This is a genomic window from Arthrobacter nitrophenolicus, assembly GCF_045833485.1.
In the GTDB taxonomy this organism is placed as follows: Bacteria; Actinomycetota; Actinomycetes; order Actinomycetales; family Micrococcaceae; genus Arthrobacter; species Arthrobacter nitrophenolicus.
In genome coordinates this window covers 2,381,803-2,394,662 of record NZ_CP174504.1, presented here as the reverse complement: position 1 = coordinate 2,394,662, position 12,860 = coordinate 2,381,803, and the positions used below count along the sequence as shown (strand labels likewise).

The 12,860-nt window shown below is 69.8% G+C and carries 10 protein-coding genes; 8 read left to right on the top strand and 2 right to left on the bottom strand.

What is annotated here, in order from left to right; all coding sequences use genetic code 11:
• Window positions 1–37: 37 nt before the first annotated feature.
• Window positions 38–382: a hypothetical protein gene (locus ACJJV6_RS11290; protein ID WP_009358690.1), complete on the bottom strand. Its 345-nt coding sequence runs from the start codon at window positions 380–382 to the stop codon at window positions 38–40.
• A gap of 255 nt (window positions 383–637) precedes the next feature.
• On the opposite strand from ACJJV6_RS11290, the gene ACJJV6_RS11285 reads away from it, so the two are divergent.
• The 5 genes from ACJJV6_RS11285 to ACJJV6_RS11265 all read left to right on the top strand — a co-directional run bounded on the left by ACJJV6_RS11285 (window position 638) and on the right by ACJJV6_RS11265 (window position 4,351).
• A complete protein-coding gene (locus ACJJV6_RS11285; RefSeq protein ID WP_009358689.1) occupies window positions 638–853 on the top strand; it encodes a hypothetical protein in 216 nt (71 codons plus the stop codon).
• A 102-nt stretch (window positions 854–955) separates the two neighbouring features.
• Window positions 956–2,029 carry an NAD(P)H-dependent flavin oxidoreductase gene (locus tag ACJJV6_RS11280; protein ID WP_407708962.1) on the top strand — a complete coding sequence of 358 codons (1,074 nt, stop codon included), beginning with the start codon at window positions 956–958 and terminating at the stop codon, window positions 2,027–2,029.
• 114 nt (window positions 2,030–2,143) lie between these two features.
• Window positions 2,144–2,779 (top strand): hypothetical protein, encoded by a 636-nt coding sequence (locus ACJJV6_RS11275; protein ID WP_407708961.1) that lies wholly within the window; start codon window positions 2,144–2,146, stop codon window positions 2,777–2,779.
• A gap of 80 nt (window positions 2,780–2,859) precedes the next feature.
• Entirely contained in the window at window positions 2,860–3,618 is a 759-nt protein-coding gene (locus ACJJV6_RS11270; protein WP_407708960.1) for a YcnI family protein, read from the top strand.
• A gap of 100 nt (window positions 3,619–3,718) precedes the next feature.
• Complete coding sequence (locus tag ACJJV6_RS11265) at window positions 3,719–4,351, top strand: DUF4232 domain-containing protein (RefSeq protein ID WP_035753257.1); 633 nt, start codon at window positions 3,719–3,721, stop codon at window positions 4,349–4,351.
• A 122-nt stretch (window positions 4,352–4,473) separates the two neighbouring features.
• Here the strand turns inward: ACJJV6_RS11265 and ACJJV6_RS11260 are convergent, their stop codons facing one another.
• Complete coding sequence (locus tag ACJJV6_RS11260; RefSeq protein ID WP_407710494.1) at window positions 4,474–4,935, bottom strand: DUF4383 domain-containing protein; 462 nt, start codon at window positions 4,933–4,935, stop codon at window positions 4,474–4,476.
• A 187-nt stretch (window positions 4,936–5,122) separates the two neighbouring features.
• Here ACJJV6_RS11260 and ACJJV6_RS11255 point away from each other — a divergent pair, with 187 nt between their 5' ends.
• Genes ACJJV6_RS11255 through ACJJV6_RS11245 form a run of 3 tightly spaced genes read left to right on the top strand, consistent with a single transcriptional unit; the run spans window position 5,123 to window position 12,853 of the window.
• Window positions 5,123–6,667 (top strand): FAD-dependent oxidoreductase, encoded by a 1,545-nt coding sequence (locus ACJJV6_RS11255; protein ID WP_407708959.1) that lies wholly within the window; start codon window positions 5,123–5,125, stop codon window positions 6,665–6,667.
• Window positions 6,668–6,723: 56 nt separating this feature from the next.
• Window positions 6,724–12,030 carry a DEAD/DEAH box helicase gene (locus tag ACJJV6_RS11250; protein WP_407708958.1) on the top strand — a complete coding sequence of 1,769 codons (5,307 nt, stop codon included), beginning with the start codon at window positions 6,724–6,726 and terminating at the stop codon, window positions 12,028–12,030.
• Complete coding sequence (locus tag ACJJV6_RS11245; RefSeq protein WP_407708957.1) at window positions 12,023–12,853, top strand: Fpg/Nei family DNA glycosylase; 831 nt, start codon at window positions 12,023–12,025, stop codon at window positions 12,851–12,853. Before ACJJV6_RS11250 ends, ACJJV6_RS11245 begins: the two co-directional genes overlap by 8 nt.
• Window positions 12,854–12,860 lie beyond the last annotated feature (7 nt).

Sequence of the window (12,860 nt, the reverse complement as noted above, 5' to 3'; positions counted from 1 at the left end):
GAAGATCCCGCCGCCGTCCGCAACGCTCGGGGGGTCGCTACAGCTTGTCGGTACGGTCCTCGCCCTTGTGGCCTGCGCCCCGGAGGTTTTCCTGGACCTTGCCGAACAGGTCCTTGATGGTGGATTCGGCGTTGGTGATGACGTCCACCGGCACGTAGACGTCATGGGTGAGCGGCAGGTCGTATTCGTCCTTCAGGTGCGTGCCGTTTCCGACTCCCTGCAGGGAAAGGTAGACCATCGCTTCCGTCCGGGCGACGCCGGCGAGTTTCCCAAAGACGACTGTGAATTCGTTGGGCTGGAAGCTGATGGTCTGGCCGATGTGGTTGCGGCCAAGCTCACCAGCGGGAACAACCTTCTCCGACTGGCTTCCGGTGTAGTCCATGAACATCTCCTTGGATCGTCTGGCACTTACGAACGCAGTCTAACGCCGCGCGCAGCTGCGCCCCCAGTGCCCGGCTTAGGCCCCGGGCCGGAAGACGGAACCGTGGCCAGGGCCAGCGCTTGTGCTGGAGGGCTGCACAAGCGGCCGGCGGCCGGCGTGGTCAGTCCTCCATTGAAGCCACCGGGTCCGCGCCTGTTTGATAGCAGGAACGGCTGGACAGCCGCCCAACCACCTAAGGAAAATCCCGTGACTTCAATGGCGAACCGCGTCAAGAGCCCCACCCGCTGGGACGAAGTGGAAATTGGCGACACCGTGGAACTCCGGCGCAACGGCGCCCGCATCCATGCAGGGCTGGTGGATGCCCGCACCGCAGACGGCGACGTGGTGTGGGTGATCGCCCCCGCCGGCGGCCGGCGGCTGTTCCACATTTGCGACGGCTACGACCTGGTGGAGTCACCGGCACCGCAGTAGGGCGCGCAATAAAGAGACCGGAACGGCAGCCCAGCTTTGCACGTCCCAGGTTTTGCAAGACTAGGGACGGACCCGCCAACGGCAACCAGCCAGGAGACAGCCATGACCCCGCCGGACTTCACCGCTTTCCGCAGCACCCCCATCACCGAACTTCTCGGCATCGACGCGCCCGTGGTCCTTGGACCCTTCGGCGGCGTCTCCTCCGTGCAGCTCACGGCAGCAGTGAGCGACGGCGGCGGCCTGGGTTCCTACGGCCTGTACGGCTACGACGGCGGTGCCATCCGCAGGACAGCGGCGGACCTTCGCGAGGCAACGGACAGGCCGTTCGCCCTCAACCTGTGGATCCCCACGGGCGATGAGGCCGAGGCGGTGGACCAGGCCGATTTTGACCGTTTCACAGGTCTGCTGAAGCCGTACTTCGAGGAACTCGGGATCCCGCTGCCGGAGATGCCCTCGCGGTACCTGCCTGACTACGGCGAACAGGTGGAGGCCACGCTGGAAGCGTCTCCCGCCGTCGTCAGCTTTGTGTTCGGTGTCCCCGCACCCCAGGTAGTGGAGGACGCCCACCGGCGCGGTATCAAGGTGCTCGGCACCGCCACTACCGTGGAGGAGGCCGTGGCGCTGGAGGCCGGCGGCGTGGACGCCGTGGTGGCCAGCGGCATGGAGTCCGGCGGGCACCGCGTGTCCTTCCTGCGGCCGGCAGACGAATCGCTCGTTGGGACCTTCGCCCTGGTCCCGCAGGTCGCCGACGCCGTGCGCATCCCGGTGATAGCTGCCGGCGGAATTGCCGACCGGCGCGGGGTTGCTGCTGCGTTCGCCCTTGGCGCGGAAGCCGTGCAGGTGGGGACAGCGTTCCTGGCCACCCGCGAGTCGGCGGCGGTCCCGGCCTACCGTTCGCTGCTTTTCAGCCCGTCGGCCGGCCGGACGGTCCTCACCCGGGCGCTCAGCGGCAGGCTGGCCCGCGGCATCCCCAACCGCGTCACCACCGACCTGGCCGATGCCCGGCCCATCGCGCCGTTCCCCATCCAGAACTGGCTGACAGGGCGTTTCCGGCCGGAGGCCGCCGCCCGCGGGAACACCGGACTCATGTCCCTTTGGGCCGGCCAGGCCGCTCCCCTGATCCGGCACGACACCGCCGCGGATGTCCTCGCTGAACTGCTGGCAGGCGTCGGATAGCAGGACGGGCGGGAGGCAGCGGCACCTGCCGGCGCGCCAATCACCGATAGAATCTGGACCGGCGGAACCATGCCCGGGATACCGCCGGCAACCGCTACGGGGAGAGGAGGAGCCGTGCCGTCACACAAGCCGCGCGCGCCCTTCCACTTCCTCCGCTCCTCGGCCCTCGCCGCTGCAATCCTTGCCCTGGCGGCGGGAGCCCACGTGGCGGGCGGCGGCCACCTCCCGGCTCCCGGCATCCTGCTGGCCGTCCTGGCCTTGACCGGGCTCGCAAGTACGGCCGCCACCCGGCTGCGGCTCACCTTTCCCGCTGTGGGGGCGCTCCTTGGCGCCGGACAGCTGGTTCTGCATGAAGCGTTCACTGCATTCAGCGCCCCGGCCCTCGCGCTGGGTCCGGCCAGCCTGCATTCCGGCCACCAGCACGGCGGAGGCACTCCGGTGCTGCCCGAACTGGTCACCGTCGCCGGACACGCACCCGCCGGCGATCCCGGTTCGGCACCGCTGATGCTGGCCGCGCACGCTCTGGCCACCCTGGGCTGCGCGCTCTTGCTGGCCAAGGGCGAGGATGCGCTGTGGGCCCTGGCCGCCTGGCTTCGTCCGCTCGCGGGGCTCCCCCGTGCAGAAGCGCCCGACGCCGTTCCCCCGGTTTTCGCAGTCTTCCCGCCCGCCGCCGCACCCCGCCGTCCCTGGCGGAACCTGCGGCAGGACAGCCGACGCGGCCCGCCTTCCGCCGTCGCGCTCTGTTCCTAACCCCACGCCGCATCCACTGCCGGCGGGGCATTTCAAACTCCTGCACGCCCTGGGCGGGCGTGCGCCAGAAAGGCAACCCCATGACCACGTCCATTCTTCGCCGTACCCTGACCACCGCCGCCGCCACCGGCGGCGCGGCAGCCCTGATGCTCGCAGCGGCGGGCGGCGCCGCGGCACATGTCGGCGTCACGCCCGACAAAACCGACGCCAACTCCTACGCCCTCCTGACCTTCGGGATTCCCCACGGCTGTGACGAATCAGGCACCACCAAGGTGGCCATCACACTGCCCGCCGAGCTCAACGACGCCCAGCCCACGGTCAACCCCAACTGGACGGTTGAAAAGGTGACTGAGACGCTCCCCGAGCCCAAGAAACTCGCGGACGGATCGTCCATCACCAAGCGGACCAGCCAGATCGTCTACACCGCCAAGGAACCCCTGCCGCACGACCTCCGCGACGCCCTGGTCCTGTCCGTGAAGCTCCCTGACGCGGCCGGCAGCACGCTGCACTTCCCCACGCTCCAGACCTGCGAGACGGGCCAGACCGACTGGTCCCAGATCGCGAAGGACGGCGAGGATCCGCATTCCCTGGAGGCACCGGCCCCGTCCATCACCGTGACGGCGGCTGAGGGTCGCGGCCACGGGACGGAAGCCGCAGCGCACTCAACGCAGGAGGGCGCCGGAGAAACCGGGCAGGCCGCAGCCGTCTCGGACAGCGGAGCCGAAGAACGCAGCTGGGCAGGCCTCGCTGCCGGCATAGGCGGTCTGGTCCTGGGCGGCGCAGCCCTGCTGCGGAGCGGCGCGCGGCGCAAGGCCACGGACAGCGCAGCCACCAGGTAGCCAAGGTTTGATGCCCGGATCATCACGATCCGGGCATCAAAACAGCCGCCAGGCCTGCGGCATCGTTGACGCCGGCAGGCGCTGCCGCGAAGGTTGTGGCATGAGGTCTCAGAAAATCTTCCAGGGGATAGCCATGTCGACGGCGGCCGGAGCGGCTGCCCTGCTGCTCACCGCCTGCGGTCCAAGCCAGCCGCAGACCCAGGCGACCACGACGGCGCCGGGTACCGGCACGCCCAGCCCGAGCGCGACGTCTGCGCCGCCGTCGTCCGCTCCACCGTCTTCCACCACGCCGGCCACGTCCGCTCCTGCGGCCCCCGGCCTGTGCAAGGCCGCAGGGCTGACCGCGGCCACCGACGCATCCGGCGGTGGCGCTGCAGGCAGCGTTTACATGAACCTCAACCTCACCAACAGCGGCACGGAGCCCTGCCTGCTCAAAGGCTTCGCCGGGGTCTCGCTGGCGGCAGACAACGCCGGTGCCCCCATCGGAGCGCCCGCCTCCCGTGATGAATCCACGCCCGTCACGGACGTCCTCCTGGCACCCGGCCAGACCGGCACGGCCGTCCTGCGCTATACCCAGGCCGGAAACTACATGGACTGCGCCATGGTGGACGCAGCCGGCTACCGCATCTACCCGCCGGAGGACACTGCCTCGCTGTTCCTGCCGCAGCCCACCAAGGCATGCAGCAACGCCGGCATCACTCTGCTCACCATCGGGGCGTTCCAGCCCGCGTAGGCTCCGGGTCCGTGGGGCCCTTCCTACAGACGACTGCAGGCGGTCCGGCTAGTGCCGGGCCGCCTGCAGTTTCTTATCTGTGCCGCGAACCTGTGGCTGCGCGGCTGGTGTTTCAGTACCTGTTAGTGGGCCGTGGTAGCGCGGCCGGCGCGGGCAGTTCCGCGGGAGAGAGCAAGGCCAAGGCCAAGCATGCCAACGCCCAGGACGAAGTGCAGCCAGTTGTCCGCCATGTTGACGGGGACGAAGTTGGCCGGGGTGTCCAGGCCGATCAGCAGGCCGTAAAGCCACAGCACCAGGTAGATGGCACCGCCAATCACCAGGAAGTTCCGGGACTGCGCTGCGGTGCGGGCCATGGCGACACCGGCCACGCCAAACAGCAGGTGGACGATGTTGTGCAGCACGGATACCTGGAAGATGCCCAGCAGCAGGGCTCCGGATTCATGTCCGGCGAAGCCCATGGTTTCGTAGTTGGTGGTGATGCCAGGAATGAAGCCCAGCACACCCACCAGGAGGAAGACTGCTCCCACGGCGAGGGCTGCTGTTTGAATGTTGGTCCGGCCTACGGTACGACCGTCGGAACTCATGCTTGTCATGATTACTCCTGCTGTTTGTCGTTTTCGTTTTCCATGGCTGCCGGGCTCCGCCTGACCATAGACTACCCCGACAAAGTAAGTATACTTAGCAACTGCGGAACTGATAGGTCAGGTCTATAACGGACCCATTACAACTGGCCCCACCGGGCCACTTAGACCGGAGGCAGGGTGAGTTGGCATGACGTCGATTTGGTTGGACCGCAGCGCGGCCTTCACTTCCGATCCGTTTGAGCCCGACACCACATACGACACTGTGGTGGCCGGCGCGGGGCTGACCGGCCTGGTCACCGCGCTGCTGCTCGCCCGCTCAGGCCAAAAGGTCCTGGTTCTTGAGGCGCGGTATCCGGGCGCCGTCACCACCGGCAACACCACGGCCAAGGTGACCCTGCTGCAGGGCACCTTCCTGTCCCAGCTCGCCCGCCAGTACTCCCCAAAGCAGGTCCAGGCCTACGTTGACGGCAACCGCGAAGGCCAGTCCTGGCTGCTGCGCTACCTCGACGACCACGGCGTCGCGTACCAGCGCCGCGACGCCTACACCTACGCGGCAACGGCCCAAGGCACGGAAAAGCTGCGCGAGGAGGTGAGCGCCGGAACCACCGCGGGGCTCGCCATGGAATACGTGCGCGACGCCGGCCTGCCGTTCGCGGTGCACGGCGCCGTCCGCCTCCCCGACCAGGCGCAGATCCATCCCATGGAGGCGGTGGACACACTGGTGGCGGACATCCGCGGCCGGGGCGGCACGGTAGTGGGCGGCGTGCGGCTGCGGGACGTCGCCGGGGACCTTCCGTCAGTTGTGCGGACCAGCCGGGGCAGCGTGCGCGCGGAGCGGGTGGTGCTTGCCACCGGCATCCCGGTCCTGGACCGCGGCCTGTACTTCGCCAAGCTGAAGCCCAGCCGGTCCTACGCCGCGGCCCTTGAGCTGCAGGAGGGGCAGGAACCGCCGGCCGGGATGTACATCTCGGTGGAACAGCCCACGCACTCGCTGCGCGATTACGAGCACGACGGCCGCAGGCTCCTGCTGGTGGGCGGCCATGGCCACCATGTGGGCCGGGCGGAGTCCGAGAAGGCGCATCTGCAAGGGCTGCTCGACTGGACGCGCCAGCACTATCCGGGGGCGAGGACCACGCACGCCTGGTCCGCGCAGGACTATATGGCCACCAACCTGATGCCGTTCTTCGGCAAGCTTCCCCGCGGCCGGGGGCATGTCTACTTCGGCACCGGTTACAACAAGTGGGGCATGACCAACGCCGTCGCCGCGGCACTGGCGATCTCCGCCGACATCCTGGGCGGCAATGTGCCCTGGGCGGACACCATCCACCACCGGGTCACCTCCCCCGCCGGAGCCTTCTCCGCCGTCGCCCTTAATACGGGTGTGGCAGCCAGGCTTGCCTCCGGATGGGGGCAGCTGGCGGCGGAAGGCCTGAAAACGGAAGGCACCAGGGCACTGAAACGGGGCAAGGATGTTCCTGCGGCCGCGCCCGTTGTTCCCGCCGAAGGCGAGGGCAGGGTGTACCGCGAAGGGACCCGCCCCGTGGCCGTCTCCACCGTTGACGGGACCACCTGCAAGCTGTCGGCCGTCTGCACCCACCTGGGCGGCATCGTGCACTGGAACGACAATGAGAGGACCTGGGACTGCCCCCTGCACGGCTCCCGCTTCAGCAGTGACGGCACGCTGCTGGAAGGTCCGGCCACCAGGGACCTGCCGCAGGACCGGAAGGCTTGAGCCCGGGTTCCGGGGACGCCGGCGGTCCTGTCGGTGGCCTGGGGCATGATGGAGGCATGACCCAGGAAAAGCCCTCCCCGGGCGGCAGGCGTCCGGCGGATGCTGCGCCCATGGCCCAGTTCAGCAGGCCGACCCGCGACTGGTTCCTGGGCGCTTTTTCCGAACCCACCCCTGCCCAGGCCGGGGCCTGGAACGCCATCTCCTCCGGTTCGCACGCACTGGTGGTGGCGCCCACCGGTTCCGGCAAGACGCTCGCCGCTTTCCTGTGGGCCCTGGACAGGCTGCTGGGCTCCGCCGCGGCGGCCCCGGAGCTGCCGGGCTTCGAGGATGCGGCTGCGTCCACACGCCCGGCGAAGGGCAGGAAGCCGCGGGCCCCGAAGCGCAAGACCCGCGTCCTCTACATCTCGCCGCTGAAAGCCCTGGGTGTCGACGTCGAGCGCAACCTGCGTTCCCCGCTGATCGGCATCACCCAGACCGCCAAGCGCCTGGACCTTCCGGCGCCCCTGATCACGGTGGGCGTCAGGTCCGGGGACACCACCGCGGCGGACCGCCGTGCGCTGCTGAGCAACCCGCCGGACATCCTTATCACCACCCCGGAATCGCTGTTCCTGATGCTTACCTCCAGGGCCCGCGAGACGCTCACCGAGGTGGACACCATCATCATTGACGAGGTCCATGCCGTGGCCGGAACCAAACGCGGCGCGCACCTTGCCGTATCGCTCGAACGGCTCGATGCCCTGCTGCCCAAGCCGGCCCAGCGGATCGGGCTCTCGGCCACGGTTGAGCCTCGGGAACTGGTGGCCCAGTTCCTGGCGGGTTCGGCGCCGGTGGAAATCGTTGCCCCGCCCGCGAAGAAGAACTGGGACCTCACGGTGTCCGTGCCGGTAGACGACATGTCCGATCTGCAGGGCGCCGCCGGGGCTTTCGATTCAGGCCCGGCTTCCGGGCTCCAGCCGCAGGCTTCCATCTGGCCGCACGTGGAGGAGAAGATTGTTGACCTGGTGCTGGCCAACCAATCAACCATCGTGTTCGCCAACTCCCGCCGCCTGTCCGAGCGGCTGACGGCCCGCCTCAACGAGATCTACGCCGAACGGCAACTGGTGGCGGCCGGCGGCGGGTGGGACGACCCCGTGGCGGAAGGGCTGGAAGCTGCCGGCTCCGGGGCGGCGGTCCCGCCGTCGGGCGTTCCGGCGTCGGGCGTTCCCGCGTCCACTGCGACGCCCGCGCACATGATGGCGCAGGCGGGCAGCTCGGCGGGCGCGGATCCCGTGCTCGCGCGGGCGCACCACGGTTCGGTTTCCAAGGACCAGCGGGCACTCATCGAGGACGACCTGAAGTCCGGCCGGCTGCGCTGCGTGGTGGCCACCTCGTCCCTGGAACTCGGCATCGACATGGGAGCCGTGGACCTGGTGGTGCAGGTGGAGTCGCCGCCGTCGGTGGCCAGCGGCCTGCAGCGCGTGGGGCGGGCCGGACACCAGGTGGGCGAAGTGTCCCAGGGCGTCCTGTTCCCCAAGCACCGGGCAGATCTCGTCCACACAGCCATTACCGTGGAACGGATGCTGGGTGGAAAGATCGAGCGCCTCGGCATCCCTGCCAACCCCCTGGACATCCTGGCCCAACAGACGGTAGCGGCCGCCGCGCTGGGCAGCATCGACGTCGAGGAGTGGTTCGCCACCGTCCGGCGCTCCGCCCCCTTCGCTTCGCTCCCCCGCTCGGCGTTCGAGGCCACCCTCGACCTGCTGGCCGGGCGCTACCCGTCGGATGAATTCGCCGAGCTCAGGCCCCGGATTGTCAGGGACCGCAACGCCGGGACCATCGAGGGCAGGCCCGGCGCCCAGCGCCTGGCCGTGACCTCCGGCGGAACCATCCCGGACCGCGGCCTGTTCGGCGTGTACATCATCGGCACCGAGGTGGAAGGCTCCGCCTCCCCCGCCGGTGACGGCAAACCCGCTCCGGCGCCCAAGGGCGGCCGGCGCGTGGGCGAGCTGGACGAGGAAATGGTGTACGAGTCCCGGGTGGGAGACGTCTTCGCGCTGGGCGCCACCAGCTGGAAGATCGAGGACATCACCCACGACCGTGTGCTGGTATCGCCGGCTTTCGGCCAGCCGGGCAAGCTGCCGTTCTGGAAGGGTGATTCGCTGGGCCGGCCGGTGGACCTGGGCCGTGCGCTGGGCGCGTTCGTCCGCGAGTTGTCAGCGTCCGACGCCGGACCCGCCGCCGAGCGCTGCAAGGCGAGCGGGCTGGACGAATTCGCCGCCAACAACCTGATCCAGTACCTGACGGAGCAGAAGCAGGCCACCGAGGTGGTGCCGAGCGACACCACACTGGTGGTGGAGCGGTTCCACGACGAGCTGGGTGACTGGCGGGTCATCCTGCACAGCCCGTTCGGCATGCCCGTGCACGCACCCTGGGCCCTCGCCGTGGGGCAGCGGCTCCACCAGCGGTACGGGCTGGACGGCTCCGCCATGGCGGCCGACGACGGCATTGTGCTGCGCGTGCCCATGATGGAGGACGAGCCACCGGGCGCCGAGCTGTTCCTCTTCGACCCCGAAGAGCTGGAACAGATCGTCACGGCCGAGGTGGGCGGCAGCGCACTGTTCGCGTCGCGGTTCCGGGAATGCGCTGCGCGGGCGCTCCTGCTCCCCCGCCAGACGCCCGGCAAACGGCAGCCGCTGTGGCAGCAAAGGCAGCGTTCGGCGCAGCTGCTGGACGTTGCCCGGAAATACCCCACGTTCCCCATCGTGCTGGAAACGGTGCGCGAGTGCCTGCAGGACGTCTACGACCTCCCGGCCCTGAAGGACATCGCCGCCTCCGTGGAACGGCGCGAACTGCGGATCGTGCAGACCACCACCTCCCAGCCGTCGCCGTTCGCCAAGTCCCTGCTGTTCGGTTATGTGGCCCAGTTCCTGTATGAGGGCGATTCACCCCTCGCGGAACGTCGGGCCGCGGCCCTGGCACTGGACTCCACGCTCCTCAATGAGCTGCTGGGCCGCGTGGAACTGCGGGAACTGCTGGATGCAAGGGTCATTGAAGCCACGGAGCGGGAGCTTCAGCGGCTGGCCCCGGACCGGAGGGCACGGGGGCTCGAGGGCGTGGCGGACCTGCTGCGGCTGCTCGGGCCGCTGACGCCGGACGAAGTGGCGGACAGGCTTCAGGGCGAGGACAACGCACCCGGGGACATTGCCGCCGGCGCGGCTGCCGCGGATAGTGACGCTGAACCGACGGACGCCGAGCTCGCAGCCGCACTGGACGGCCGCAGGGCTGCGCCTGAAGCAGCCCACGGGAGCACTGAATCCGCGGCAGCCCACCTGGCAGCGCTGCAGCGCGCCAACCGGGCCATCAAGGTGAACATCGGCGGGGTGGAGCGGTTCGCCGCCGTCGAGGACGCCGCCCGGCTGCGCGACGCCCTCGGGGTGCCGCTGCCCATGGGCGTTCCCCTGGCCTTCATCGAGCCGGTAGCCGATCCGCTCGGGGATCTCGTCTCCCGCTATGCCCGGACGCACGGCCCGTTCACGGCGGGTGAAGCGGCAGCGCGGCTGGGACTCGGCGTGGCGGTGGTAGGCACTGCCCTCAAGCGGCTCGCGGCAGACGGCCGGGTGGTGGAGGGCGAGTTCCGGCCGAACGCGGCCCCGCCGGGGAGTGCAGTCCTGCCGGACGGCGCAGCCCCATCGGGCAGTGCCGTCATGCCGGCAGGAATCGATGGTGCCGGCGCCGATGGTGCCGGCGCCGAAGAATTCGACGGCGGACCGTTTGGGCCAGGCGACGAGGTCGCCGGCGATGATCTTGCGGGCGCTGACGAGGTTGCGGGCGATGACGACCTTGATGTTGCGGGCGAAGACGAGGAAGAGGAGCTGGCTCCGGCCGAGGCAGCGCACCTGCCGGCGGCCGGGCAGGCAGCACCGGAAGTCCCGCATGCCGCCGTCAGCGAATGGTGCGACGCCGAGGTGCTGCGCAAGCTCCGCCGCCGCTCACTGGCGGCGCTGCGCGCTGAAGTGGAACCGGTGGACGCCGCCGCCTATGGCCGGTTCCTTCCTTCCTGGCAGCACGTCCGCGTTCCGGGCGGCGGCCGCGGCCAGCCTTCGCTCCGCGGCCTGGACGGCATCATTACCGCCATTGACCAGCTTTCCGGGGTGCCTGTCCCCGCGTCAGCGTGGGAGCCGCTCATCCTGGCCAGCCGGGTGTCCAACTACCAGCCGGCCATGCTGGACGAGCTCATGGCCACCGGGGAGGTCCTGTGGTCCGGGGCCGGAGCCCTGCCGGGAAATGACGGCTGGATCAGCCTGCACCTTGCGGACTCGGCAGAGCTCACCCTGAACCCCGCTCCGGAGTACCAGCCGGGTGACGCCGGGCAACGCCTGCTGGACCACCTCCGGGCCAACGGCGGCGGCTATTTCTTCCGCCAGCTGACGGACATCGCGGGCGGCATGGACTCGGTGCTGAGTGACCAGGAGGTGGTGACTGCCCTCTGGGAGCTGGCGTGGGCCGGCCGGATCACCGGGGACACTTTCGCCCCCGTCCGCGCGCTGATCGCCGGCGGCCATACGGCTCACCGGCAGGTGGCACGCGCACCACGGGCCAGGGCGCCACGGCTCAGCAGGCTGGGGCGTTCACACGGCACCGGGCTGATGGGGTCGCCGGGCCTTGCCGGCGGGCGCTACGGCGGCTCGGGTGCCGCGGCAACCCCGCCCCTGGCAGCCGGGCGCTGGTCCGCGCTGCCGGAACCGGAACTCGATCCCACCATCCACGCCCGCGCCACCGCCGAGCTCCTGCTGGACCGCTATGGCGTTGTCACCAGGGGGTCGGTCATGGCCGAGCAGATCCTGGGCGGCTTCGGCCTGATGTACAAGGTGCTGGCACGGCTGGAGGAAGCGGGGCGCTGTCGGCGGGGCTACTTCATCGAGCATCTGGGGGCGGCCCAGTTCGCCGTGCCGGCCACTGTGGACCGCCTGCGCTCCTACGCCGAGGACACCCAGCTCGCCAAACCGGATCCGGTCGCCCTGGCACTCGCCGCCACGGACCCCGCCAACCCCTACGGCGCGGCCCTTCCCTGGCCCGCCCTGCAGGACGACGCCGGAACAGGCCACCGCCCGGGCCGGAAGGCAGGGGCGCTGGTGGTCCTGGTGGACGGAGCGCTGGTCCTCTACGTGGAACGGGGCGGCAAGACGCTGCTCGCCTTCAGCGACGACGAGGCCGTCCTGGCCGCCGCCGGCGCCGCCCTGGTGGGCGTCGCGACCCGTGGCGCCGTGGACAAACTGGTCATGGAAAAGGTCAACGGGCACGGCATCCTGGACACCCCGGTGGCGGCCGCGCTCAGTTCCGCCGGAGCATACTCCACCCCGAAGGGGCTGAGGATCCGTGCCTGAGGGTGATTCCGTCTGGCGGGCCGCCAACCAGCTGCACAAGGCCCTGGCCGGGCAGACCCTGCTGGCGTCCGACTTCCGCGTCCCCCGGTTCGCCACCCTGAACCTTGCCGGGTGGACGGTGGCCGAGGTGGTGCCCCGCGGCAAGCACCTCCTGATGCGCGTGGCGGGGCCCGGCGGCAAGCGGCTCACCATCCATTCGCACCTGAAGATGGAGGGCACCTGGCAGATCTATCCTCCGGGCGGCAGGTGGCGGAAACCCGGCTACACGGCCCGGTGTGTCCTGCGCACGGCGGCCGCGGACGCCGTCGGCTTTTCCCTGGGCATCGTGGAAGTGGTGGCCACTGACAACGAGGACTCCATTGTGGGGTTCCTCGGCCCGGACCTCCTGGGTCCGGACTGGGACCTGGACGAGGCCGAGCGCCGGATCCGCTCGTCGCCCGATGTCCCGGTGGGGGTGGCGCTGCTGGACCAGCGGAACCTGGCCGGCATTGGCAACATCTACCGCTGCGAGGCCTGCTTCCTCTCGGGCGTCCACCCCGCCACTCCCGTAGCAGACGTGGCGGATGTACGGACCATGATGACAGACGCCAAGCAGCTGCTGGAGGTAAACCTCGGACCCGGCCGCCGCGTCACCATCCTCAACGCCCGCGGCATGCCCGTGGGGCGGATGGCCGGCCGGCCGGGCTACTGGGTGTACCGCCGCGAGCACCAGGCGTGCCTGAAATGCGGGACCCCAGTCCGGCGCGGACTGCTGGGCAAGCCAAACGGGGACGAGGAACGCGATATCTACTTCTGCCCGAGGTGCCAGCCGGAACCGGCGTAATCATTCG

What these genes read in the sequence shown, in the direction of transcription:
- ACJJV6_RS11290 (WP_009358690.1), bottom strand. Translation starts at nt 382, where the DNA reads ATGGACTACACCGGAAGCCAGTCGGAGAAGGTTGTTCCCGCTGGTGAG.
- ACJJV6_RS11285 (WP_009358689.1), top strand. Translation starts at nt 638, where the DNA reads ATGGCGAACCGCGTCAAGAGCCCCACCCGCTGGGACGAAGTGGAAATT.
- ACJJV6_RS11280 (WP_407708962.1), top strand. Translation starts at nt 956, where the DNA reads ATGACCCCGCCGGACTTCACCGCTTTCCGCAGCACCCCCATCACCGAA.
- ACJJV6_RS11270 (WP_407708960.1), top strand. Translation starts at nt 2,860, where the DNA reads ATGACCACGTCCATTCTTCGCCGTACCCTGACCACCGCCGCCGCCACC.
- ACJJV6_RS11265 (WP_035753257.1), top strand. Translation starts at nt 3,719, where the DNA reads ATGAGGTCTCAGAAAATCTTCCAGGGGATAGCCATGTCGACGGCGGCC.
- ACJJV6_RS11260 (WP_407710494.1), bottom strand. Translation starts at nt 4,935, where the DNA reads ATGAGTTCCGACGGTCGTACCGTAGGCCGGACCAACATTCAAACAGCA.
- ACJJV6_RS11255 (WP_407708959.1), top strand. Translation starts at nt 5,123, where the DNA reads ATGACGTCGATTTGGTTGGACCGCAGCGCGGCCTTCACTTCCGATCCG.
- ACJJV6_RS11250 (WP_407708958.1), top strand. Translation starts at nt 6,724, where the DNA reads ATGACCCAGGAAAAGCCCTCCCCGGGCGGCAGGCGTCCGGCGGATGCT.